The 21,422-nt window shown below is 69.1% G+C and carries 23 protein-coding genes; 11 read left to right on the top strand and 12 right to left on the bottom strand.

Annotation, left to right across the window (positions count from 1 at the left end; all coding sequences use genetic code 11):
- The first annotated feature begins 7 nt into the window (after nucleotides 1–7).
- Genes NN2_RS26665 through NN2_RS26650 form a run of 4 tightly spaced genes read left to right on the top strand, consistent with a single transcriptional unit; the run spans nucleotide 8 to nucleotide 3,125 of the window.
- Nucleotides 8–442, top strand: a complete 435-nt coding sequence (locus NN2_RS26665) for a hypothetical protein (protein ID WP_063016931.1) — start codon at nucleotides 8–10, stop codon at nucleotides 440–442.
- Nucleotides 435–1,784: a WXG100 family type VII secretion target gene (locus tag NN2_RS26660; RefSeq protein ID WP_063016929.1), complete on the top strand. Its 1,350-nt coding sequence runs from the start codon at nucleotides 435–437 to the stop codon at nucleotides 1,782–1,784. Before NN2_RS26665 ends, NN2_RS26660 begins: the two co-directional genes overlap by 8 nt.
- A gap of 39 nt (nucleotides 1,785–1,823) precedes the next feature.
- Entirely contained in the window at nucleotides 1,824–2,579 is a 756-nt protein-coding gene (locus NN2_RS26655; protein WP_063016928.1) for an ESX secretion-associated protein EspG, read from the top strand.
- A gap of 6 nt (nucleotides 2,580–2,585) precedes the next feature.
- Nucleotides 2,586–3,125, top strand: coding sequence for a gamma carbonic anhydrase family protein (locus NN2_RS26650; RefSeq protein ID WP_063016926.1), 540 nt, complete (start codon nucleotides 2,586–2,588; stop codon nucleotides 3,123–3,125).
- A gap of 15 nt (nucleotides 3,126–3,140) precedes the next feature.
- Here NN2_RS26650 and NN2_RS26645 read toward each other — a convergent pair whose 3' ends face one another.
- Nucleotides 3,141–3,785 carry a phosphoribosyltransferase gene (locus tag NN2_RS26645; protein ID WP_063016924.1) on the bottom strand — a complete coding sequence of 215 codons (645 nt, stop codon included), beginning with the start codon at nucleotides 3,783–3,785 and terminating at the stop codon, nucleotides 3,141–3,143.
- Between the two features lie 13 nt (nucleotides 3,786–3,798).
- Nucleotides 3,799–4,590: a carbon-nitrogen hydrolase family protein gene (locus tag NN2_RS26640; protein ID WP_063016956.1), complete on the bottom strand. Its 792-nt coding sequence runs from the start codon at nucleotides 4,588–4,590 to the stop codon at nucleotides 3,799–3,801.
- A 379-nt stretch (nucleotides 4,591–4,969) separates the two neighbouring features.
- Between NN2_RS26640 and NN2_RS26635 the strand changes: the two genes are divergently transcribed.
- Nucleotides 4,970–6,835: a DEAD/DEAH box helicase gene (locus NN2_RS26635; protein WP_082857284.1), complete on the top strand. Its 1,866-nt coding sequence runs from the start codon at nucleotides 4,970–4,972 to the stop codon at nucleotides 6,833–6,835.
- Here the strand turns inward: NN2_RS26635 and NN2_RS26630 are convergent.
- Nucleotides 6,832–7,482 (bottom strand): class I SAM-dependent methyltransferase, encoded by a 651-nt coding sequence (locus NN2_RS26630; protein ID WP_063016922.1) that lies wholly within the window; start codon nucleotides 7,480–7,482, stop codon nucleotides 6,832–6,834. The genes NN2_RS26635 and NN2_RS26630 overlap by 4 nt on opposite strands.
- A 384-nt stretch (nucleotides 7,483–7,866) precedes the next feature.
- On the opposite strand from NN2_RS26630, the gene NN2_RS26625 reads away from it, so the two are divergent.
- Together NN2_RS26625 and NN2_RS26620 are read left to right on the top strand one after the other, a co-directional pair.
- Nucleotides 7,867–9,039 (top strand): acyl-CoA dehydrogenase family protein, encoded by a 1,173-nt coding sequence (locus tag NN2_RS26625; protein ID WP_030514965.1) that lies wholly within the window; start codon nucleotides 7,867–7,869, stop codon nucleotides 9,037–9,039.
- 9 nt (nucleotides 9,040–9,048) lie between these two features.
- The gene (locus tag NN2_RS26620; protein WP_063016920.1) at nucleotides 9,049–10,179 is read left to right on the top strand and encodes an acyl-CoA dehydrogenase family protein; all 1,131 of its coding nucleotides are present in this window, start codon (nucleotides 9,049–9,051) and stop codon (nucleotides 10,177–10,179) included.
- Between the two features lie 75 nt (nucleotides 10,180–10,254).
- On the opposite strand, the gene NN2_RS26615 is transcribed toward NN2_RS26620, so the two are convergent.
- The gene (locus tag NN2_RS26615) at nucleotides 10,255–10,800 is read right to left on the bottom strand and encodes a hypothetical protein (RefSeq protein WP_063016918.1); all 546 of its coding nucleotides are present in this window, start codon (nucleotides 10,798–10,800) and stop codon (nucleotides 10,255–10,257) included.
- A gap of 284 nt (nucleotides 10,801–11,084) precedes the next feature.
- Between NN2_RS26615 and NN2_RS26610 the strand changes: the two genes are divergently transcribed.
- A complete protein-coding gene (locus NN2_RS26610; protein WP_146098635.1) occupies nucleotides 11,085–11,336 on the top strand; it encodes a hypothetical protein in 252 nt (83 codons plus the stop codon).
- Nucleotides 11,337–11,398: 62 nt separating this feature from the next.
- Complete coding sequence (locus NN2_RS26605; protein WP_063016914.1) at nucleotides 11,399–12,223, top strand: GNAT family N-acetyltransferase; 825 nt, start codon at nucleotides 11,399–11,401, stop codon at nucleotides 12,221–12,223.
- A gap of 6 nt (nucleotides 12,224–12,229) precedes the next feature.
- Here the strand turns inward: NN2_RS26605 and NN2_RS26600 are convergent, their stop codons facing one another.
- Both NN2_RS26600 and NN2_RS26595 read right to left on the bottom strand, forming a co-directional pair.
- Entirely contained in the window at nucleotides 12,230–12,664 is a 435-nt protein-coding gene (locus NN2_RS26600; protein ID WP_063016912.1) for an SgcJ/EcaC family oxidoreductase, read from the bottom strand.
- Nucleotides 12,665–12,728: 64 nt separating this feature from the next.
- Nucleotides 12,729–14,297: an FAD-dependent monooxygenase gene (locus tag NN2_RS26595; RefSeq protein ID WP_245658860.1), complete on the bottom strand. Its 1,569-nt coding sequence runs from the start codon at nucleotides 14,295–14,297 to the stop codon at nucleotides 12,729–12,731.
- Nucleotides 14,298–14,345: 48 nt separating this feature from the next.
- Here NN2_RS26595 and NN2_RS26590 point away from each other — a divergent pair, with 48 nt between their 5' ends.
- Nucleotides 14,346–15,095, top strand: a complete 750-nt coding sequence (locus tag NN2_RS26590; RefSeq protein ID WP_245658858.1) for a TetR/AcrR family transcriptional regulator — start codon at nucleotides 14,346–14,348, stop codon at nucleotides 15,093–15,095.
- A gap of 12 nt (nucleotides 15,096–15,107) precedes the next feature.
- On the opposite strand, the gene NN2_RS26585 is transcribed toward NN2_RS26590, so the two are convergent.
- The 5 genes from NN2_RS26585 to NN2_RS26565 all read right to left on the bottom strand — a co-directional run bounded on the left by NN2_RS26585 (nucleotide 15,108) and on the right by NN2_RS26565 (nucleotide 19,326).
- Nucleotides 15,108–16,049 carry a hydroxymethylglutaryl-CoA lyase-like TIM-barrel protein gene (locus tag NN2_RS26585; protein WP_063016910.1) on the bottom strand — a complete coding sequence of 314 codons (942 nt, stop codon included), beginning with the start codon at nucleotides 16,047–16,049 and terminating at the stop codon, nucleotides 15,108–15,110.
- Nucleotides 16,049–16,264 (bottom strand): hypothetical protein, encoded by a 216-nt coding sequence (locus NN2_RS26580; protein ID WP_063016908.1) that lies wholly within the window; start codon nucleotides 16,262–16,264, stop codon nucleotides 16,049–16,051. Before NN2_RS26580 ends, NN2_RS26585 begins: the two co-directional genes overlap by 1 nt.
- On the bottom strand, nucleotides 16,264–17,472 hold the full coding sequence (locus NN2_RS26575) for a CaiB/BaiF CoA transferase family protein (RefSeq protein WP_063016906.1): 1,209 nt from the start codon (nucleotides 17,470–17,472) through the stop codon (nucleotides 16,264–16,266). The genes NN2_RS26580 and NN2_RS26575 overlap by 1 nt, the downstream gene beginning before the upstream one ends.
- A 32-nt stretch (nucleotides 17,473–17,504) precedes the next feature.
- Nucleotides 17,505–18,434: a TauD/TfdA dioxygenase family protein gene (locus NN2_RS26570; protein ID WP_063016904.1), complete on the bottom strand. Its 930-nt coding sequence runs from the start codon at nucleotides 18,432–18,434 to the stop codon at nucleotides 17,505–17,507.
- Nucleotides 18,435–18,555: 121 nt separating this feature from the next.
- Complete coding sequence (locus tag NN2_RS26565; protein WP_063016902.1) at nucleotides 18,556–19,326, bottom strand: deoxyribonuclease IV; 771 nt, start codon at nucleotides 19,324–19,326, stop codon at nucleotides 18,556–18,558.
- A gap of 151 nt (nucleotides 19,327–19,477) precedes the next feature.
- Between NN2_RS26565 and NN2_RS26560 the strand changes: the two genes are divergently transcribed.
- Nucleotides 19,478–20,719 carry a serine/threonine-protein kinase gene (locus NN2_RS26560; protein ID WP_082857283.1) on the top strand — a complete coding sequence of 414 codons (1,242 nt, stop codon included), beginning with the start codon at nucleotides 19,478–19,480 and terminating at the stop codon, nucleotides 20,717–20,719.
- On the opposite strand, the gene NN2_RS26555 is transcribed toward NN2_RS26560, so the two are convergent.
- Complete coding sequence (locus NN2_RS26555) at nucleotides 20,655–21,413, bottom strand: phosphatase PAP2 family protein (protein WP_063016901.1); 759 nt, start codon at nucleotides 21,411–21,413, stop codon at nucleotides 20,655–20,657. The genes NN2_RS26560 and NN2_RS26555 overlap by 65 nt on opposite strands.
- Nucleotides 21,414–21,422 lie beyond the last annotated feature (9 nt).

Below are 21,422 nucleotides of genomic sequence, written 5' to 3'. Positions count from 1 at the left end.
GACCGCGATGCAGTCACAAGAGGCCGGGGATCTGCGCAACGATGTCGGTGCGCTGGCCCAGGCGGTCGACGACGGAGAGCTGTGGATCGACGGCGTACTGGTGGGCGACGGCACCCACGAACGCTGCGCGCGTCGATACGAGTCACTGGCCGAGCAGGTCGAGCAGCAGATCCGCATCCTCGGCGCGGCCGCGTCGCTGCCCGGATTCGGCGGCTTCGAGTCGGGGCAGTCGCTGCGCCGCGGTTTCGAGAGCAAGGCCGCCGACGCGGTCGATCGGTTACGCGAATATGCCGATGCCGCACGGCAATTGGCGCAGACGCTGCGTGCCGCCGCGGCCGCCTATGCCCAGCACGATGCCGATGCCGCCGCGGCGATCGGGAAGACCGCACCACCCGCGGTCGTGGTACAGCCGTCGCAGCCGGTGGGGGTCGGACATGCATAGGGTCAGCGGCAACGGAACACCGCCGGCGCAGGGGCATGCCGACCCGGATTACGCCCCGACGGTCGAGGTGTTCGACAACCTCACCCATCGCGAAATCCAGTGTGGGGTCCAGGAATTGAATCCCGAGATCCTCACCGCCGGCCGCCAGGCCTGGCAGAGTTCGGCGGCCGGGATGGCCGATGCCGTCCAGTCCGCGCATACCGAAATCCGCGGCGCCATCGCCGACGGCTGGCGCGGTGGTGCCGCGCAACTGGCCGCCGACGCGGTGACCGCCTTCGAACGGCTGGGCCAGCAGCTGTCCGATGTGATGGCAGTTGTCGGACAACGACTCGCGCAGGCCAACGACGCAGCCGAGACATTGCGCGCCTCGGTATCGCAACAGGTGACCGCACATCCGGATCTGGAAGCGGCACTGCTGGATCCGAAACAGGCGGCCGCCAACGTCGTCGTGCAGAAGAGCGCCGAGAACGTGCGGCAGGACGCCGTGCGGGTGATGGATTCGGTCTATGCCGGTGTCTTCCTGCGCACCGGCGACAGCGTGCCGGCGTTTCCCGACGGCGGCATGTATCCGAATCCCGCTGTCGTGCCACCGGGTGACGAGGCGACCGCACCGGGTGGCGGCAGTGCGGATCTGGTCGGCCGGGTGACGGGCTCTCGGGTGACGCCGACCGTGGACGGACCGCAGGGGCCGGAAGCGGCTCCGGCGGATCGGCCGAGCGAACCGGGCGGCGACCGGCCCGGCGGTGACCAGCCGGCCGCCGATCGGCCCCCGGCCGTGGCGCCCGCCGCGGTCGCACCGACGCTCGTAGAGCCCGCGACACCGATCACGACTCCCGTGAACACCACGCTTCCCGCCGCCGCGGTCTCCGAGGTGCCGGTGGTAGCGACCACGAATCATGGTGTCGCGCAGTCGAAACCGTCCGTTGCCGCGCAGCCCGCGGCCGGGGCACCGCTCGCTCCCGGTGTGGTCCCCGCGGCCGCCGTGGGTCCCGCCGGGGCGGCCACCGGCCCGGCGTCGACGGCGCAGAATTCCGATTCGACCAAGCGCGACGACCACGACCAGGACCGCAACCCCGGCGCCGACTCGATGTCCGGCATGGGCGCGGGCATCGTGGGCGGCCTGGCCGGGGGCGCGTTCGCCGCGGGCGATGCCGTGCGACAGGGACCGTCGACCCCGGTGGCGGCGAAGCCGATCCGCCGTGTCGACGAGGACGAGGACTACTACTCCGAATTCGACGACGAGCCGACCTTCCTCGAACCGGCCGAGCCGGGCGGCGAACTGGTCGGGCACCTCGACCCGACCACCCCACCCGTGCTGGGCGAATGGTCCGAGGATGACTGACCGCGGGGTCACGGCCGGAGCCGAGGCGGTCCGGCGGCGGTGAAATGGACGCTGACGCCCGATCAATTCGCGATGGCGTGGCAACGGATCGACGGTGACCGGATCCCGTATCCGCTCGCCGTGCGATTGTCCGCCCGCGACAGTGCCGAACGGGCCGCGCAGCTCCCGGAGCTGACCGAATGGTGCGACCGCACCGTGGACCCCGATCTGGAGGCGGCGCTGCGACTGCTCGCCCGGCCCACCGTATGCGTCGAGGTGTTCGGCGAACACGGCGCGGGGGAGGCTCGGCCCGTCCGGGTGCTGGGCGCGGCCGCCGGTCACATCACCGTGGTCGCGGCCCAGCGCCACGGCAGCGCGCCCGATCGCGGCGGCGACGTGCGGCTGTTCGTCGGGAATTCGGGCACCCTCGCGGCCCGGGTGGTCTCGCTGCTGCCGGAATGCCCGGCCGGGGCCGAACCGCGCCGCACCGCACCGCTGGACCGGGTGCGCGAGGACAGTCGCGATCTGGTGACCGTGCCGGTCGCCGGTCCCTCCACCACGGCGCGGATGCGGCGGTTGCTCAAGCAGCCCCGCGACGGCATCGGTCAGATCGTGGTCTCCGCGCGTCGCGCCGACGACAGCATGCGCCCGCTCGGCGTGCTGTGCTGGATCGACGTCACCGGCGACGGCCGTTACGCGGTCCGCACCCGCGCGGAGGTCGATATCGTCGGCGTCACCGCGGAAACCTTTGCCGCGCAATTGCGCCCGATGGTCGCGGCCGCGGAACGAGTGGTCGCCGACGACAACGAATGGTGAGAACGCATGCCCTGCTACGAATTCGAAGGTAAACGCCCCCAGGTGGATCCGACCGCGTTCATCGCGCCGACCGCCACCCTGATCGGCGATGTGCGCGTGGAGGCGAACGCTTCGGTCTGGTACGGCGCCGTGCTGCGCGCCGACCTCGCGCCGATCATCGTCCGCGAGCGGGCGAATGTGCAGGACAACACCGTGATTCACACCCCGCCCGACGTGCCCGTGGAGGTGGGGCCCGGCGCCACGATCGCGCACAGCGTGGTCCTGCACGGCGCGAGCGTCGGAGCCGAGGCGATCGTCGGCAACGGCAGCACGGTGCTCGATATGGCCACGATCGGCGCCGGTTCGATGATCGCCGCGCACTCGCTGGTCCAGCCCGGAACCGAAATCCCCGAGGGAGTCCTGGCGGCGGGAGCGCCGGCCGAGGTCAAACGTCCCCTCGCCGGCACCCAGGCCGAGAACTGGGTCAGGATCAACCCCGGGTACTACGCCGACCTCGCGCAGCGGCATCGGAAAGGGGTGCGCGAGATCGACTCGGAGACCGAGTGATTCGCACCCGCATCCTCAGCGGCCGGGCTGGTGCGCCGTGCGCAACAGGTCCAGCATTTCCTCGTCGTCGAGTTGATGGAAATCGCGATAGGCCCCGCCGACCCCGCCGAGGGAACGCGGAATCAGCGGGCACACCGTCTCCCGGGCCAGGCCGCGCAGCCGCTCGATCGCCTCGATCGAGGACACCGGCACCGCCACCGTGATCCAGCGGGGCCGGTGCGATTGCGCCACGCGGCACGCCGCGGCGACCGTCGCGCCCGTGGCCATCCCGTCGTCGACGATCACCACCGCGCGATCGTGAATCGGCACTCGCGGCACCTGCGCGCGCACCATCCGCTGCCGGCGGGACAATTCCGCGCGCTCGGCCTCCTCCACGGCGGCGATCTGTTCGGATCGCACGCCGGTCTGCCGCACCACGTCGTCGTTGAGAACCCGGACCCCGTCCTCGCCGATCGCCCCCATCGCCAGTTCGGGTTGCCACGGCACGCCGAGTTTCCGGACGAGCAGCACATCCAGATCTCCGCCGATGACCTCGCGCACGGCGGCCGCGACCGGCACCCCGCCGCGCGGCAGTCCCAGCACGAGAGGATGCCACGCCCGCAGGTGCGACAGCGATTCACCCAGCGTGCGACCGGCCGACCGACGATCCGGATAGATCATGGTGCCGTCCAGTCTATGGCTCGACGGTGAATCGGCGCAGGCTCAGGCTGGGGTTGGTGGTGCGGATCTGGCGCAGGTGATCGAGGTCGACGCGGCTGGTGGCGATGCCGGGGGCATCACCGAGTTCGGCCAGCGGATTGCCGGAAGGGTCGACGATCATCGACGCGCCCGCACCGCGCGGGGCGCAGTGGTCGGCGGCGGCCACGTAGACCGTGTTCTCGATCGCGCGAGCGCGGAGCAGCGTGGTCCACTGATCGAGTTTGCCCGGTCCCGGAATCCATTGCGCGGGAAGGAGCAACACCTGCGCGCCCGCGGCGGCCACCCGGCGGCAGCCCTCCGGAAAGCGCAGGTCGAAGCAGGTCTGCAGACCGAAGGTGACGCCGTCGACGGTGAAGGTGGCGGGATCCTCGATCGGGCCGGGGGCGACCACCTCCGATTCGCGGAATCCGAACGCGTCGTAGAGATGCACCTTGCGGTAGATCGCCGCGAACTCGGCATCGGGACCGGCCGCGATCAGCGTGTTGTAGATCCGGTCGGTGATCTGCCCGCCCGGCGCCTCGACGACGCCGGCGACCACGTGCACGCCGAATTCCGCGGCGAGCCCGCGCAATTCGCTCGCCCACGGGCCCGTGATCGGTTCGGCCGCCGCCACTACCCGTTCGTCCAGCCGCTTCACGGCGAACATCGAATACTCCGGAGCGACAACCACTTTCGCGCCGTGTTCGGCAGCGGCGCGAACATGGTCGCGCAGCGCGGCGAGATTGGCGGCCTTGTCGGTATAGGGCCCGAACTGGACGACCGCGATGTCGACCGCTTGCGCCGGAGCCGGGGTGGGCGCCGGTCGGGCGGCGGGCCGGGGTTCGAGTTCACCGGCCACCGCGGGCGCGGGCCGCCCCGCCTCCGCGGTCGTCGAGTAGGTGATCACGATCGGGACAGGGCTGCCGATCGGTTCGGCGGTGTGCGCCCGGGTCGTTCCGGGTGCGTCGGCGGTGTCGGATTCGTCACTCACGCGCGCTCCGGCGCCGCCCGGAGAATTCGGCTCGGCGGGCGCAGATGCGGTGGGCCGCAGGGGTTCGGCGGGCTCCGGAACGGCGCGCGAGGGCGGCGGCTGCGGTTGCATAGGTCTCACCGTATTGGCCCGATGGTCCGGGCGGCCACCGCAAGGCATTAAACTGCTGGTCAATATGAACAACTCATCGGTCGACAGCGTGCCCGGCGGCGGGGACGACAGGCCCGAAGGCGCAGACGCGCGCAACCACGAAGGGCCCGCGGACGCCGCCACCGGGTCTCGCGACGGTAGCGGAGCGGATGTCACGGCCGGCGCGACCGAGCCGTCGTTCGCCGATCTCGGCATCGACGATCGGCTGCTCGCGGCGATCGCCGATGTCGGCTACGAGTCCCCCTCCCCGATCCAGGCGGCCACCATTCCGCCGCTGCTCGCGGGCGCCGATGTCGTCGGCCTGGCCCAGACCGGCACCGGTAAGACGGCGGCCTTCGCCATCCCGATTCTGATGGGCCTGGAGAAGCGGCCGAAGCCGCCGCAGGCGCTGGTGCTCGCACCGACCCGTGAACTGGCGATCCAGGTGGCCGAGGCGTTCGGCCGTTACTCGTCGCATCTGCCGGGAATCCACGTGCTGCCGATCTACGGCGGTCAGAACTACGCGGTCCAGTTGCAGGGTCTGCGCCGCGGCGCGCAGGTCGTCGTCGGCACGCCGGGCCGGGTCATCGACCACCTCGAGCGTGGCACCCTCGACCTCACCGAGCTGCGGTATCTCGTGCTCGACGAGGCCGACGAGATGCTGAAGATGGGTTTTCAGGAGGACGTCGAACGCATTCTGCGCGACACTCCCGCGGAGAAGCAGGTGGCGCTGTTCTCGGCCACCATGCCGTCGGTGATCCGCAAGATCTCCAAGCAGTACCTCAAGGATCCGGTCGAGATCACGGTCAAGTCCAAGACCTCGACCAACACCAACATCTCGCAGCGCTGGGTGCACGTATCGCATCACCGCAAACTCGACGCGCTGACCAGGATTCTCGAGGTCGAGCCGTTCGAGGCGATGATCCTCTTCGTGCGCACCAAGCAGGCCACCGAAGAACTGGCCGAGAAACTGCGCGCGCGCGGCTACTCGGCCGCCGCGATCAACGGCGACATCGCGCAGAACCAGCGCGAACGCACCATCGGCCAGCTGAAGTCCGGCGCCCTCGACATCCTGGTCGCCACCGATGTGGCCGCGCGCGGACTCGATGTCGACCGCATCTCGCATGTGGTCAACTACGACATCCCGCACGACACCGAGTCCTATGTGCATCGCATCGGCCGCACCGGCCGGGCCGGACGCACCGGTGAGGCGCTGCTGTTCGTCGCGCCGCGCGAACGCCGCCTGCTGGATGCGATCGAGCGCGCCACCCGCCAGCCGCTGACCGAGATGCAGCTGCCCAGCGTCGACGACGTGAACGCTCAGCGCGTGGTCAAATTCCACGACGCGATCACCGAGAATCTGGCGTCGTCGAATCTCGCGCTGTTCCGCAAGCTGATCGAGGACTACGAGGCCGAGCACAACATCCCGCTCGCCGACATCGCCGCCGCCCTGGCGGTGGGCGGCCACGACGGCGAGAACTTCTTCATGGAGGCCGAGGCTGAGCCGATCCGCCCGCCGCGTCGCGAACGTGCCCCCCGAGAGGATCGCGAGCGCCGCCCGGAGGGCGGGCCGCAGCACCACCGGGCCACCGGCGCGGAGATGGCCACCTACCGCATCGCGGTCGGCAAACGGCACCGGGTGGTGCCCGGCGCGATCGTCGGCGCCATCGCCAACGAGGGCGGTCTGCGTCGTAGCGACTTCGGCCACATCAGCATCCGCCCCGACCACAGCCTCGTGGAACTTCCCGCGGATCTGTCGTCGGAAACTCTGGATGCGTTGCGCCGCACCAGGATCAGCGGTGTCCTGATCCAGTTGCAGCTGGACCAGGGCGCGCCGTCCCATCGCTCCCTGAGCCGCGGCCCGCGCCGCGAAGGTCCGCGGAAATACGACCGCCGCAAGCCGCGCAGCTAGTTAGGGGCCGCCGCGGCGCGCGAGAGGCGCCAGACATTGTCGACCCGGGTGCCGGAACGGCCGTCCGGGGAGGTCAGTGCGCGTTCGACCGGCTCGCAGGTGCGAACGGTCCATTCGTCGCCGAGGTGCAGGGCGTGCAGGACACCGTCGAGGGTGGGGAAGACGGCCTCGAACGGGTACTCGTCGGGCGTCATCCAGGTGGGCCATCCGGCGTGCATGACGATCAGCAGGGTGCCGCCGGGCGCCACCGCGTCGGCCGCGCGGCGGAGCACGCCGTCCTGGTCCAGGGCCACCGGTGACTGCAGGAACTGGGCGTTGATCAGGTCGTAGCTGCCGTCCGGGAAGCTGCGCCCGAGTTCGTGTCGCTGCCACGAGATGCGATCGCCCAGGCCGGCCTGGCCGGCGTGGGCCGCGGCGCGCTCCAGCGCGGTCTGCGAGATGTCCACGCCGGTCACCTGCCAGCCCTGACCGGCCAGCCAGACCGCGTCGGCGCCTTCGCCGCAGCCCAGATCCAATGCGCGGCCGGGCCGCAGGTCCGTGGTCTCGCGCACCAGCAAGGGATTCGGATTACCGCTCCAGACCCGGTCGTTGTCGCGATACCGCTGCTCCCAGAACACCGCGGCCTCGGTGGGTGATGTGGCGGACATGAGACTCCTCGTCGCTCGGGGCGCCCCTGTCGGCGCCTGCTCCCAGGATCACCAATGGTCCGGAGTGGCGGCAAGAAAACTTGCTGAAACGGCAAACCGGCCCCGGATGCCGGGTGCCGCGGCGTCGACGGGCGGGCGCGTTTCCCGTCGTGGGGAATTCGGCGGAATGCATGCGAATTATCATTAACTTATTCCACTCGTGGGGAATTGCGCAGCGTACGGGCATTTCGCCGCAACCTAAAGGTTCCTTCGTACCGGCGGGGGAACCGGACCGCTCGGGATCGCGGCATCGTGCGCGATTCGTCGTTTATGATCCCGTCGACGACCGGTTCGATTCGAGGCGTAGATTCGATTCGGACCTACGAAATACGGTGGGAGATGCCCATGAAACTTGCCCTGTCACCCGACGAGGTGGCCTTCCGGGACGAACTACGCACGTTCTTTCGGACCGAGATACCGGCCGAGATCCGGGACAAGGTCGAAAACGGCCGGGAACTCTCCCGCGAGGACATCGTCACCGCCCACAAACTCCTGCACGCCAAGGGCATCGCGGTGCCGAAGTGGCCGGTGGAGTGGGGCGGCCAGGACTGGACCTCGATGCAGCGCCACATCTGGGAAGACGAGATGCAGCTGGCCTGCGTGCCCGAGCCGCTGACCTTCAACGCGAACATGATCGGCCCGGTCATCGCACAATTCGGCTCCGAAGAACTCAAGCAGCGCTTCCTGCCGCCGACCGCCGCCCTCGATATCTGGTGGTGCCAGGGCTTCTCCGAGCCCGACGCCGGATCCGATCTCGCGTCGCTGCGCACCACCGCGGTGCGTGACGGTGATTCCTACATCGTCAACGGCCAGAAGATCTGGACCACGCTGGCTCAGTACGCCGACTGGATCTTCTGCCTGGTGCGCACCGATCCGAATGCGCCGAAGAAGCAGGCCGGTATTTCGATGCTGCTCTTCGATATGAAATCGCCCGGTGTCACCGTGCGGCCGATCAAATTGATCGACGGCCGGCACGAGGTCAACGAGGTCTTCTTCGAAAACGTGCGGGTGCCCGCCGATCAACTGGTCGGTGAGGAGAATGCGGGCTGGACGTACGCGAAATTCCTGCTCGGCAACGAGCGCACGGGTATCGCCGGCGTGGGCCGCACCAAGGTGGTTATCGCCACCGCGAAAAAGCATGCGGCACAGATCGCGACGGGTTCCGGCACCCTGCTGGAGGATCCGGTTTTCGCCACGCGTGTCGCCGAGTTGGAGAACGAACTGCTGGCGCTCGAACTGACGCTGTTGCGGGTGGTGGCCAATTCCGCCGAGGGCAAACCGAATCCGGTGTCGTCGGTGCTGAAGTTGCGCGGTACCGAATTGCAGCAGGCGGCCACCGAGCTGATGCTCGATGTGGCGGGCCCGGACGCGGTGCCGGTCGGCGCCGACGACATCGCCGCGCCGGATTGGGCGCAGCGCACCGGCCCCACCTATCTGAACTACCGCAAGACCAGCATCTACGGAGGCTCGAACGAGGTGCAGCGCACCATCATCGCCTCCACCATCCTCGGATTGTGAGGCGCTGCCATGGATTTCGAATTGACCGATGAACAGGTCATGCTGGGTGAGACGGTGCGTGATCTGCTGGCCCGTGCCTACGACCCGGAGAGCCGGCTGAAGGTGCTCGACACCGAACTCGGCTGGAGTCGCGACGTGTGGTCGCAGCTGGCCGAATTGGGTGTCCTCGGACTGTCTTTCAGCGAGGAGGACGGCGGAGTCGGCGCGGGCCCCGTGGAGACGATGGTCGTCATGGAGGAGGTCGGCCGCCGTCTCGCCCCGGAACCGCTGCTGGACGCGGTCCTGCTGCCCGGTGGCCTGATCGCTTCCCTCGGCACCGCCGAGCAGCGGCAGCGGATTCTGCCCGAGGTGGCCGGCGGTTCCCGGCTGCTGGCCTTCGCGCACGAGGAGGCCGGTTCGCGCTGGCCGGATCTCACGGTGACGACCACGGCCACCGCAGACGGCGACGGCTACCGCCTCTCCGGTGTGAAAAGCCGGGTGCCGGGTGATTGCGCCGACGAGCTGGTCGTCACCGCGCTCGGATCCGACGGCGTGCTGCGGTTGTTCCTGGTGGCCGCCGATGCCGAGGGGGTGACCCGCACCTCCTACCGCACCTTCGACGAACGCCGGGGTGCGCAGATCGAATTCGCCTCGGCGCCGGCCGAACTGCTCGGCGCGGCCGAGGCCGGCGACGCCACGGAGGCCGTCGCCACCGCCATCGCGACCGCCCAGGCGAGCCTGTGCGCGGAGTCGATCGGCGCGATGGGCGAGGCATTGCGTCTGACCACCGAATATCTGAAGACGCGCAAGCAGTTCGGGGTCACGCTCTCGAAGTTCCAGACCCTGACCCAGCGCGCCGCCGACATGTACGTCGCGATGGAACTGGCTCGCAGCATGAGCTTCTACGCGACCGCCTCGCTGGCCGAGGGCACGGTCGATCCGATCGCGCTGTCGCGGGCCCGCCTCCAGGTCGGCCGCGGCGCCCGCCACATCGGGCAGGAAGCGGTGCAGATGCACGGCGGAATCGGTATCACCACCGAATATCCGGTCAGCCACTACGTCGCCCGGCTCACCGCCGTGGACCAGACCTTCGGTGGCCGCCGCGAACATCTGGGTGTCCTGAGCAGCCGGGTCGGCGACTACGGCCTGGCCGAACTCTGATCCGTACGCCGGTTCACCGGGGAGGGTGGCGGTCGTCGCGAATCCGCGCGGCCGCCACCCTTTTCGCCGTGCGGATCAGTTGCCGGCGTCCTCGGTGGTCGGCGCGAGATAGGGATCGGCCGTCGGTGCGGATTCCTCGACCGTGCGCGGTGTGTGATGGGGCCGCGTGGTCGTCGTGGTGTCGGAATCGGCGGACGGTTCGCCAGCGGACGGTTCCGTGGTCGGAGGGGGAGTCTGCGTCGTCGTGGTGGTGGTCGGCACGGGCGGTGCGAACGCGGTGTAGCTCGGATCGGCCTCGGTCGTGGTGCTGGTCGCCGTGGCGGAGGTGGTGCGCCGGGCCGGGGTATTCGCCGCGACACGCCAGGAGGGAGAGGGCGGAATGATCACCGCGGGGGCGGTGGTGGTGCCGCTGCGCGTGATGGGGGTGGTGGCCACCTGCAGATCCGCGGCGAGCGGCGGCGGGGCGACATAGACGTCCTTGTGACCGATTCCGCAGGCTCCGATCAACACCAAACCCAGCGATACCGCACCGGCGGCCATTGCGGGACCCGCGACCTTCATGTTCAGGCGGCCCGGGGTCTCCTCATCGGCGCGATCCCCCGTGCTCGCCCTGTCGTCCATGGATGTGGTGCTCCCTCAAACTGTTTCCGAGTGGACTCACAGTAACCGAGAGCCGCACCCGGGGCCAGGCATGCCGGTCGGTCCGCAAAATACCGGACGGTAACGTGAAAAGCCAATACTTCACATAACGAAGTAGTTACGTTCAGCGTGTCGCGGGCACGTGTCGCGTGGAGATTCGGTGTCGGGCACGTACCGTGTGAGCGAAGTTACATGTGAGACGCGTGTTATTTACCGGGTGAAACGGACGTTTCGACAGTCTCGGTGGGCGTCATCGAGGAGTAGTGATGGGAGCTTATTCGACATCCCCCACGCGCGCGGTGTCGCAGGGTGATTCGGCTGCCGCCGAATCCGGGCGCAGCGCCTGGTCGATCACATCCCGCATCGCGGCCTGGTTGATCTTCCTCGGCGGATTGGTCGGCGCGGTGCTCGGCATCGCGGGTCTTCGTGTCGAAATCACCGTTGCCGGACTGATTCTGGCCTGCACGGCCGGTCTGGTCCTGCTGAAACTCCGCGCCGACGGGCAACAATCGGCCTGAGGATCCCCGCCGTCGCGGAAAATCGGTGGGCCGGCTGATCCGACGGGCCTACCGTTGGCGGCATGAGGATCGAGCTGACCACGGACCCGTTCGAACTCCGTGCCCGCGCGGGCGACTGCCTGGCGCGAGACCCGCTGCGGCACACGGTCATTGCCACGATGCTCCGCAACTGCGCCGCCGGGGCGATAACGGTCGATCCGGTCTTCGCCATGGTCTGCGAGGGCGACACGGTGCTGGGGGTCGCCATGAATACGCCCGGGTACGGCGCGTACCTGGGTGACATTCCCGCCACGGCGGCGACGGGGCTGGCCGCGGCCCTGTTCGATCGCGACCCCGCCGTCGTGGCCGTCGAGGGAGATCCGCACTCCGCGTCGGAATTCGCCGTGCACTGGCAACGCCTGTCCGGCATCGCGTTTCGGCCGCAGTGGACGACGCGACTGTATCGCCTCGGGGAGTTGCGCATCCCTGCTGTTCCGGGACGTGTCCGCCGCGCCGGCGAATTCGATACCGATGTGTGTGTGCGCCTGGCCGAACGCATGCGCCGCGAGGAGGATATCGGCCCGGATCCGCGTGCCGTGCCCGATCGGATCGCCGCGGGGCAGTGGTGGCTGTGGGAGGACGAGGGTGCGGCGGTCTCCGTGGTCGCGCATCAGCGGCGCGCATACGGCTGGACCCGGATCGGGCCGGTCTACACCCCTCCCGAATTCCGCCGCCGCGGGTACGCTGCCGCCGCCACCGCGCAGGTGTCGAAAGTGCTGCGCGACAGCGGCTCCCAGGTATGTCTGTTCGCCGATCTCGCCAATCCGACCTCCAACAAGATCTATCAGGAGATCGGCTACCTCCCGGTCGGCGATTTCCCGAGGTTCGTCTTCGGCGCTTCCGGGTGACGGCGGCTACGCCGTGCGTCCCAGTGCCGATTTCTCCGGCTGGAACGGGGTGTTCTGGGCGGCCGCGAGCCACCATCGCCCGTCCCGTTCCACCAGCACGTACATGGCCGTCTCGGAGAAGCCGTCGGGATCGACTGCCTGCCTGCGGATCTGGGCCACCACCACGCCCGGCGCCGGCGTGGTCGCGGCGACCACCTCGAAGGTCGAGGGCGGCGCCACCTGTCCGGCCATCAGGCGGTGGTGAATCGGATTGAGCTGGTCGTAACCGACGACGGTGGCGCCGAACGGGCTGCCCCACAGCACATCCGCGGCGAAGGAGTGGTCGTAGAGATCGGCGTCGCCGGTCTCGCCCGCGCGCTGCAATTCCGCGGCGAAATGCGCGGCCACCCGCTGTGCCGTGGTGCGGGCTGCGGGGTCGTCGAGAGTCGGGCGCTGTGTCATGGCTGTCTCCTGTGTCGTGTTCGCTTCGGCTACAGCCAACCTAGAAGCTGAAGTAAACTTCAGGTCAAGCGTCCGTGTGGATGGCGGTCGAGCGGCCGCCGCGCTCGGGTTCGTGATCGGTGCCGTCCATGATTCGGGCCCAGGCCGACCGGAAGGCCGCGGCGGGATCGGCCGGTGCGACCGGAACCCGCCACGCGATCACCTGGTCCGGGCGGACCAGCAGCGCGCCCGTCGGCGTCAATCCGGTGGTGGCGCACCACGACCGGTCCATGCGGACGATCTCGACAGGCTGCGCGTCGAACTCCCGGTCCGGCGCCTCCGGACCGACCAGCAGCGTGAACGCCGTGCCGATCAGATCGAGCGTGGAGCGGCCGGCGGCGAGGTAGCGGTGGGGCAGCCGGGTACCGGGCTGCCCGGTCAGATCCAGATGGTCCATGGTGTGCGTGCTGCCGTCGTCGACGAACGCGCCGGCGGGATATCGAGTGCCGAGGATCAGGGCGATCGGGTCGGCGAGCGGCGTGCCGTCGGTGGATTCGCGAGTCATGGTGCGCAGGTCGGCGGTTCGGATGCTCGATTGATCGGCGATGTACCGGCCGACGGGGCGGCGCTCGAGGTCGTAACTGTCGAGCAGGTGTGCCGGCGCCGCGCCGCGCAGGACCAGCGCCAGTTTCCAGGCCAGGTTGTGGCCGTCCTGGATGCCGGTGTTGGCGCCCGCGGCCGCGTACGGCGGCATCACATGCGCCGCGTCGCCGGCCAGGAACACCCGGCCCGATCGGAATGTATCGGCGATGAACATTCCCGGCTCCCACGGCAATACGCTCAACACCTCCACATCGATATCGGAGACCCCGATGGCCTCTCGCAGCAGTTCGGGCCACCGGGCGGCGGGGTGGTCGACCTCCGCCGAACTGGTGAAGATCCATCGGTGTGCGCCGTCCACCGAGGCGAAAGCGCCGGGGACGCGGTCGTTCTCGATCTGGCAGAGGTTGAATTCGCGGCCCCGCACCCACTCCGTCAGATCCGCGCGGAAGTACACGTTCACGGCGCGGCCGAGGGTGCCGCGGCCGTGGCGGCCGATCTTCAGTCGCTCGCGGATCGGACTGTGCGCACCGTCCGCCGCGACGAGGTACGACGCTCGCAGGGTGTCGACGCGATCCGGAGCCGTGCGCAGGGTCGCGGTGAGACCCGCGGCGTCCTCGGTGACGTCGACGCATTCGACACCGAAGCGGATATCGCAGCCGCGTGCCTCGGCCAGTTCGCGCAGAGTGGGCTCCAGCAGATCCTGTGCGCACAGACACGCCGCGGCGGGTGTGATCGCGTCCCAGTCCGGCAGCCCGCCGGGGAAGGTGAACGGTAACCGTTCGGCGCGGGCCAGTGTCGGCCCCGCCGCCATCGCCTGATGTGCCGAGAGTCCACGGGCGGCGTCTTCGACGGCCGCGGCGATGCCGATCCGGCGGAACAGCTCCATCGTCCGGATATTGATCCGGCGTGCCTTCGGCTGGGCCGAGGTGGTGGCCCGGCGCTCGACCAGCACCGACGGTACGCCCTGATGGCGCAGGAACAAGGCCGCGGTCAGGCCGGTCAATCCGCCGCCGACGATGAGGACCGGATCAGAGTGTACGTCGTACATCATGTGTACGTTGTACACCGGTGGTTGAATTCCGGCAAGGAGGTGTGCACGGTGACCGAGGAAGTGCCGGGACCGCTCATCTGGTCCCTGCCGGAACCGCCCGGCCGGCCGACGACGAATCTGAGCCGGGCCGAGATTCTGCGCGCGGGAATGGCGATCGCCGATGCCGAGGGCGCGCGGGCGCTGACGATGCGCCGGGTGGCCCAGGCGGTGGGCGCGTCCACGCCGATGTCGCTGTATCGGTACGTGGGCAGCAAGGATGGGCTGGTCGATCTGATGATCGACGCCGTCTACGGCGAGGTGCCGCTCGCCGACGCTCCGGCTCCGGCGGCGCATTCGGACTGGCGAGGCGCGTTGGAACGCCTCGCGCTGGATACCTGGACTGTCATCCAGCGCCACCTCTGGTTCGGCGAACTCGTCCACACCCGCCCCCCGCTGGGACCGAATGCGCTGCGCTACTTCGATTTCCGTTTCGCGATGCTCGAATCGCTCGGTCTGTCCGCCGACGACCTCTCACTGCTGACCGGTGCGGTGGACGGCCATCTGTTCGGCGCCGCCCTGCAGGTGGCCGAGGAGCGGCGCATGCGGACCCGCGTCGGACTCGCCACCGACCAGCAGCTCGCCGAGGCGGCGAAGCCCCTGGTGGAACCCTTGCTCGCGGACAGTCGCTATCCCGCCTTCACGCGCTGGTTCCACGGCCGCACCGGCGCCGGCCCCGCCGACCCCGTGGCGTGGACACTCGGGTGCCTGCTCGACGGCATCACCGCGCGTATGGGCCTGGACGATCGGGACGGCCGATAAGGCCCGGCACGCCTAATCCTGGCGCGGCACAACCCATTCGAAGGCACGAGCCTCCGAGCGAGCGCCTTCGGCGGTGCGGGAGCGGTTGGGCTCGCCCAGGTCGGTCAGCAGACGTTCGGTGAGGCCCACCATGGTCGTCAGCGCGGCGGGGGTGAACCAGTCCGGGCGGGTGGCGAACAGAATGTCCTCGCTGGCGGTGTTGCCGCTCGCGCCCGGCGCGAAGGGGCAGCCGCCCAGACCGCCCAGGGAACCGTCCACCGCATCGGCGCCGGCGGCCAGGGCCGCCAGCGAGTTGGCGACGCCCATACCCCAGGTGTCGTGGCCGTGGAAGAGGATGCGGCGCTGCGGAGTTCCCGTTCGCACGGCGGCGATCAGGGCATGCACCTGCGCCGGATAGGCCTGGCCGAGCGTATCGGCGATCACGATATCGGCGGCGCCGTCGGTGCGGGGATCGGCGGCGATCGCGAGGACTCGCTCGGGATCCACCGGCCCGTCGAACGGACAGGTGAAAGACGTTGCCAGGCAGAGTTGAATGGACCCGCCGACCTCCTCGGTCAGCCGGATCGCCTCGGGCATCGCGGCCACGCTGTCCTCGGCCGTGCGGCCGATATTGGCCTTGTTGTGCGCATCCGATACCGACAGGCAGTACTGGAAGTTCCGCACGCCCGCCTCGGCGGCACGCGCGACCTGCCGCGGCGTGGCCACCCACACCCAGCAGCGTTGCAGCTCTTCGGGAGTCAGCGCGGCCACGACCTCCATGCTGTTGGCCATCGGCGGCACCAGATCCGGGCGTGCCATCGAACCGATCTCGAGTTCCGGCACGCCCAGCGCGAGCAGGGTGCGGGCGATCTCCACCTTGTGTTCGGTCGGCAGCACCTTGCCGGTCAGCTGAAGTCCGTCCCGCAGGGTCACATCCCGCAACGTGCCCGCAGTGGTGGAAGGAAAGTCGCTCATCACGCCTCCTGTGTCTTGCGGGACACCCGCACCCGGTCGGCGGGACGAGCCGCTGCGCGATTGTCGCTCATCACGCCTGCGGTGTTCATGCGGGACACCCGCGCCCGGTCGGCGAGATGAGCCGCTGCGCCATTGTCGCTCATCACGCCTGCGGTGTTCATGCGGGACACCCGCACCCGGTCGGCGGGACGAGCCGCTGCGCGATTGTCGCTCATCACGCCTCCAGGCCGTCGATATCGGCGTCCGACATTCCCAGCAGTTCCGAGAGGACCTCTCGGGTGTGTTCGCCCCGATCGGGGCCCACCGTGCGGATCGGCAGCGAACGTTCGCCGATCACCGGGACGATGCCGGTGAAGGCGACCTGTTTCGGTTCGGCGGCGCCGACGTCGACCGGGAAATGCTGAATCATGTTGCGCGCCCGGTACTGTTCGTCGGCGACGATATCGGCCGCGGTGTAGATCGGGCCGCACGGGATGGCCGCCTGCTCGAGGATCGCCAGCGCCTCGTCGCGGGTGTGGCGCACACTCCATTCGCCGATCGCGGCGTCGAGGCGGTCGCGGTGGCGCCAGCGGCCGGCGTTGTCCTGCAATTCCGGATCCTCGGCGAGATCGGGGCGCTCGATCACCTGCATATAGCGCCGGAAGATCGCGTCGCCGTTTCCGCCGATGATGATGCTGGTGCCGTCGGCGCACGGGTAGGCGTTACTCGGCGCGATCCCTTCCATCCGACCGCCGACGCGCTGGCGGTTGATGCCGTAGGCCTCGTAGTCGGGAACCAGCGACTCCATCACGGAGAGAATCGACTCGTTCAGTGCGACGTCGATGATGCGCTGCGGCAACGGGATTCGCTCCTCGGCACCCTTGCGCTGGAACAGTGCCAGCACCGTGCCGAAGGCGGCGTAGATCCCCGCGATGGAATCCCCGATCGAGACGCCCACCCGCACCGGCGGTCGATCCGGGTCGCCGACCAGTTCGCGCAGCCCGCCGATCGCCTCGGCGACCGCGGCGAAACCCGGCCGCTGGGAGAGCGGTCCGGTCTGCCCGTAGGCGGAGATGCGGGTGATGACCAGGTCGGGATTCGCCTCGTCGAGCACCTCCGGCCCCAGCCCCCACTTCTCCAGCATGCCGGGCCGGAAATTCTCCAGCAGCACATCGCAGTGCCGGATGAGATCCAGCACGATCGCCCGTCCCGCCTCGGTGCGCAGATCGAGGGTGATCGACTTCTTGTTGCGGTTCACCGTGCGATACAACATCGAGGTGTCGCCGCCGTAGAGGCGCCAATTGCGCAGCTCGTCACCGGTTTTCGGGCGCTCGACCTTTATCACCTCGGCGCCGAAGTCGCCGAGAATGCGCCCCGCGGTCGGCGCCGCGATGTAGTTGCCCAGTTCCAGTACCCGAACGCCGGCCAGCGGTCGAATCTCCATGTACCGATTCAACCACCGGCCGGCGCGGCGGATCAGGCCGCCTCGGCCAGATCCTCGATGATCGAGTAGTGGTCGGCGTTACCGGCGATGCTGAGGCTGGTCCGGCCGTCCACGCCGACCGGAATATCTCCGGCCAGCGTGATGCGGGTCAGCTTGCGGTGCTCGGCGCCGTCGTAGTCGTCGATCGCATAATGCTGAGTGGCACGGTTGTCCCAGATCGCCACGTCGCCGAGCGACCAGTTCCATCGGGTGGTGTGCTCGAGCCGGGTCACGCGATCCTGCAGCAGGCGGAACAGAGCGTGTGACTCGTTGCTGGACAGACCGACGAACTGCTTGACGAAATGTCCGAGCAGCAGCGCACGCTCACCGGTCTCGGGGTGTACCCGGACTACCGGATGCTCGGTCTCGTAGTAGGTCGACTGGAATTCCTCCCGGTAGGCCTGCGCGTTCGGGTCCGGCTGCTCCTCGTGGCTCGCCGCGTAGTCGTACTTGTTGGTGTGCACGGCGCGCAGCTCCTCGGCCAGGCGCTTCAGCGGCTCCGGCAGCGAGGCGTAGGCGGCTACGGTCGAGGCCCACGTGGTCGAGCCGCCGTAGCTGGGCAGGGTGACCGCGCGCAGAATCGAGGCCTTCGGGATCCGGTCGACGAAGGTGACGTCGCTGTGCCAGCTGTTGGCTCGGCCGTGGTGGGAATCGATCGCCAGGCTCTTCACGCCTTTGGAGGTGACCGTCGGGTGCGGCGTGGTCGGACTGCCGAGCAGCTGAGCGAATTCGTGCTGACCGTCTTCGGTGAGATGGTGCTGATCCCGGAAGAAGATCACCTTGTGCTCGTTGAGGGCCGCGCGGATGGCCGCGACCGTCTCCGGAGCCAGATCCCCGCCGAGCCGGACGCCGTCGATCCGGGCGCCGATGTGGGTTCCGAGTTTCACCACGGACACGGACTCTGCTGCGTGATCGCTTGACATGGAGGGCCTTTCGCTCGGAACGTGCTGTGTTCCGAGCACACCATCGGGGCCCGCGCGCGACCAGGTTTACGGTCAGCGCGATCACAAAGGCGGCACCGGCGCTGCGCCCGGGCGACCTTGCTCAGCCGAGGTGTTCGCGCAGGTAGGCGAGGTCCTCGGCGACACCCTCGGCCGGTGTTTCCAGCACCACGGGCGCGTCGGCGGTCCGGCACACCTCGGCGAGCAATTGCGGATCGATGGTGCCGTCGGCGAAGTTGGCGTGCCGGTCGGCGCCGGAGTTGAAGTCGTCGCGCGAGGAGTTCAGATGCACCAGATCGATGCGGCCGGTGATCGCGCGAATCCGATCGACCACGCCGACCAACTCCTCACCACCCGCCCAGGCGTGGCAGGTGTCGAGGCAGAAGCCCGCGCCGAAGTCGCCGACCGCATCCCACAGCCGGGCGATCGAATCGAAATGACGTGCCATGGCGTGATTACCGCCGGCGGTGTTCTCGATGAGGATCGGCACCGCGAACCCGCCTTTGTCCTGCTGGCGCTCGAACAGCTTGCGCCAGTTGACGATTCCGGCCTCGATCTCGGCATCCGAACGCACGTGCCCGCCGTGCACGACCAGGCCGAACGCGCCCAGATCGGCGGCGGCCTGCGCCTGCTGCGCGACCGCGTTGCGCGAGGGCATGCGCAACCTGTTGTTCGTACTGGCCACGTTGATCTGATAGGAGGAATGCACCACCACGTCGATGGGGCTGGATTTGATCTCCTCCGTGCGCGGATGCGGCTGCGGTTTGTCCCAGCCCTGCGGATCCACGACGAACATCTGGATGACGTCGGCACCCAATCGCTCGCCGAAGCCGATCGGATCACTGTCTTGACGGACGTGTGCTCCAATACGCATGGCAGAGAGCGTATCGGTAGGCACCGACAGCCCGCAGCGACAGGCGGTGACCCGTTGTTCACGCGGGCCGGCGGCCCCGTCGATCGAGAATGCCGGTTCCGGTGGACTGCTATGGTTTCGGGGATTCCGGCACGGGAAGTGGGAGCGGGGCATGCTGGCCAACGGTGATGTGTTCGCGGGCTACGTCATCGAACGACTGTTGGGCCGCGGCGGTATGGGGCAGGTCTATCTGGCCAAACACCCGCGGTTGCCGCGGATGACCGCGCTGAAGTTGCTCAACCGCGAGATGGTCGCCGATCCGGAGATCCGGGCCCGCTTCGAGCGCGAGGCCGATCTGGTCGCCCAACTCGATCATCCCAAGGTCGTCACGGTCTACGATCGCGGCCTCGAGGACGGTCAGCTCTGGATCTCGATGCAGTACATCGACGGTATCGACGCCGCGAGTGTGGACCCGAAGAAGCTGCCACCCGAGCGGGCCGTGCAGATCATCGCCGAGGTGGCCGAGGCGCTGGACTACGCGCACGGCAACGGGGTCATGCACCGGGATGTGAAGCCCGGCAACATGTTGCTGGCCCGTTCCACCGGAGGCAAGGGCGAGCGGGTGTATCTCACCGACTTCGGCATCGCCCGCCTGCGCGACGACGGCGGTCACCTCACCCAGACCGGAACCTTCACCGCGACCCTGGCCTATGCCTCACCCGAACAGCTCACCGGCGCGCCGCTGGACGGCAGTTCGGACCAGTACTCACTGGCGTGCAGCCTGTTCTGGCTGTTCACCGGCCGGGGACCGTTCAACGCGCCGAATCCGGCGGCGGTGATCCGCGGCCATCTGCAGGGGCCGCCGCCCGCGCTGAGCAGTGTGCGACCCGGCCTGCCCGCGAGCCTGGACGCGGTCCTGCTGAAGGCGATGCAGAAGCGTGCGGGCGACCGATTCGGCAGCTGTGCGGAGTTCGCCGCCGCCGCCCGCCAGGCGTTGTCCCCGGCCAGTGCGCCGCGGATGCCGACGGTCGGGCGCCCCTACACCGGTCCGCCGATGCCGACGACGGGCCGGCCGGGCACCGGGCCGGGACAGCCGGTCGTGCATCGGCCGGCGACCGGTCCGTCGATGCCGCACGCGGCCCGGCCCCAACCGATGCCGCATCACGGGCCCGTGCCGCAGCCGTATCCCGCCACCGCCGCGCGTCCGGCGAATCAGCCGCAGCCGTACGGAGCCTCGGGGCAGTACAACCAGTACAACCAGCCGTACGGACAGCGGCCGCCGGCGCCGATGCAGCCGATGCGACCGGTCCCGGCGCAGAACACATCGAATACCGGGCTCATCATCGGCATCATCGTCGGCGCGGTGGTGCTGCTGCTGGTGGTTCTGGTTCTGCTGGCTGCGCTCTCGAGTTGACCCGCGCCCGCCACCACAGGTAGGGGCCGAGGCACAGCGCGAGCCAGATCAGCCCGATCGACCAACCGGCCAGCACGTCGGTGGTCCAGTGCACGCCGAGATAAATCCTGGTCAGGCCGATCATCACCGCGAACAGTGCCGCGACCGCGACCGCGGCGACGCGGGCCATCCGGCCGCACGGTGAGAGCACGACCATGGCGGCCAGCACCCCGACCACCGCGGTACTCCCCAAGGTGTGACCGGACGGGAACGACGGACTGGTCTCGGTGACCAGCTGATCGATCGCGGGCGGCCGGTGCCGCCCGATAGCCGACTTCAGCACGGCACCGATCACCGCTGTCCCGACGCCCACCGCGGCCGTGGTCAGCAGCCGCGCCCACTGCCGCCGCACGCCGAACCAGGCGCAGGCCACGATGGTCAGGGCCGTCATCGCGGCGACGCCGCCGAAATCGGTGAGTGTCCGCATCACCGGGTTCAGCCAACCGATGCGATGGTCGATCACCCAGTCGGTGACGGGTTCGTCGATGCGGGTGATGCCGCCACCGTCGATTGCGTCGTGGGTGAGTTGTGCGGCGAGGCCGAGGACCACCGCCGGCAGAAGCAATCGGGCGGCCGAAATCCAGCGCAGAAGGCCGTACTGCGCCAGCGCGATCCCACCGACGAGCATCAGCAGGACCGGGGTGAGCGCAGCCATGCGCACGAG

The sequence above is a fragment of the Nocardia nova NBRC 15556 genome (assembly GCF_001613005.1).
GTDB lineage: Bacteria > Actinomycetota > Actinomycetes > Mycobacteriales > Mycobacteriaceae > Nocardia > Nocardia nova.
Note: the sequence above shows the minus strand (reverse complement) of the source record. Positions and strands in the feature narration are given on the sequence as shown.

What these genes read in the sequence shown, in the direction of transcription:
- NN2_RS26635 (WP_082857284.1), top strand. Translation starts at nt 4,970, where the DNA reads ATGAACAACTCATCGGTCGACAGCGTGCCCGGCGGCGGGGACGACAGG.
- NN2_RS26610 (WP_146098635.1), top strand. Translation starts at nt 11,085, where the DNA reads ATGGGAGCTTATTCGACATCCCCCACGCGCGCGGTGTCGCAGGGTGAT.
- NN2_RS26625 (WP_030514965.1), top strand. Translation starts at nt 7,867, where the DNA reads ATGAAACTTGCCCTGTCACCCGACGAGGTGGCCTTCCGGGACGAACTA.
- NN2_RS26575 (WP_063016906.1), bottom strand. Translation starts at nt 17,472, where the DNA reads ATGGAGATTCGACCGCTGGCCGGCGTTCGGGTACTGGAACTGGGCAAC.
- NN2_RS26645 (WP_063016924.1), bottom strand. Translation starts at nt 3,785, where the DNA reads ATGATCTATCCGGATCGTCGGTCGGCCGGTCGCACGCTGGGTGAATCG.
- NN2_RS26560 (WP_082857283.1), top strand. Translation starts at nt 19,478, where the DNA reads ATGCTGGCCAACGGTGATGTGTTCGCGGGCTACGTCATCGAACGACTG.
- NN2_RS26605 (WP_063016914.1), top strand. Translation starts at nt 11,399, where the DNA reads ATGAGGATCGAGCTGACCACGGACCCGTTCGAACTCCGTGCCCGCGCG.
- NN2_RS26615 (WP_063016918.1), bottom strand. Translation starts at nt 10,800, where the DNA reads ATGGACGACAGGGCGAGCACGGGGGATCGCGCCGATGAGGAGACCCCG.
- NN2_RS26620 (WP_063016920.1), top strand. Translation starts at nt 9,049, where the DNA reads ATGGATTTCGAATTGACCGATGAACAGGTCATGCTGGGTGAGACGGTG.
- NN2_RS26665 (WP_063016931.1), top strand. Translation starts at nt 8, where the DNA reads ATGCAGTCACAAGAGGCCGGGGATCTGCGCAACGATGTCGGTGCGCTG.
- NN2_RS26585 (WP_063016910.1), bottom strand. Translation starts at nt 16,049, where the DNA reads ATGAGCGACTTTCCTTCCACCACTGCGGGCACGTTGCGGGATGTGACC.
- NN2_RS26630 (WP_063016922.1), bottom strand. Translation starts at nt 7,482, where the DNA reads ATGTCCGCCACATCACCCACCGAGGCCGCGGTGTTCTGGGAGCAGCGG.
- NN2_RS26600 (WP_063016912.1), bottom strand. Translation starts at nt 12,664, where the DNA reads ATGACACAGCGCCCGACTCTCGACGACCCCGCAGCCCGCACCACGGCA.
- NN2_RS26555 (WP_063016901.1), bottom strand. Translation starts at nt 21,413, where the DNA reads ATGGCTGCGCTCACCCCGGTCCTGCTGATGCTCGTCGGTGGGATCGCG.
- NN2_RS26570 (WP_063016904.1), bottom strand. Translation starts at nt 18,434, where the DNA reads ATGTCAAGCGATCACGCAGCAGAGTCCGTGTCCGTGGTGAAACTCGGA.
- NN2_RS26595 (WP_245658860.1), bottom strand. Translation starts at nt 14,297, where the DNA reads ATGATGTACGACGTACACTCTGATCCGGTCCTCATCGTCGGCGGCGGA.
- NN2_RS26580 (WP_063016908.1), bottom strand. Translation starts at nt 16,264, where the DNA reads ATGAGCGACAATCGCGCAGCGGCTCGTCCCGCCGACCGGGTGCGGGTG.
- NN2_RS26565 (WP_063016902.1), bottom strand. Translation starts at nt 19,326, where the DNA reads ATGCGTATTGGAGCACACGTCCGTCAAGACAGTGATCCGATCGGCTTC.
- NN2_RS26660 (WP_063016929.1), top strand. Translation starts at nt 435, where the DNA reads ATGCATAGGGTCAGCGGCAACGGAACACCGCCGGCGCAGGGGCATGCC.
- NN2_RS26650 (WP_063016926.1), top strand. Translation starts at nt 2,586, where the DNA reads ATGCCCTGCTACGAATTCGAAGGTAAACGCCCCCAGGTGGATCCGACC.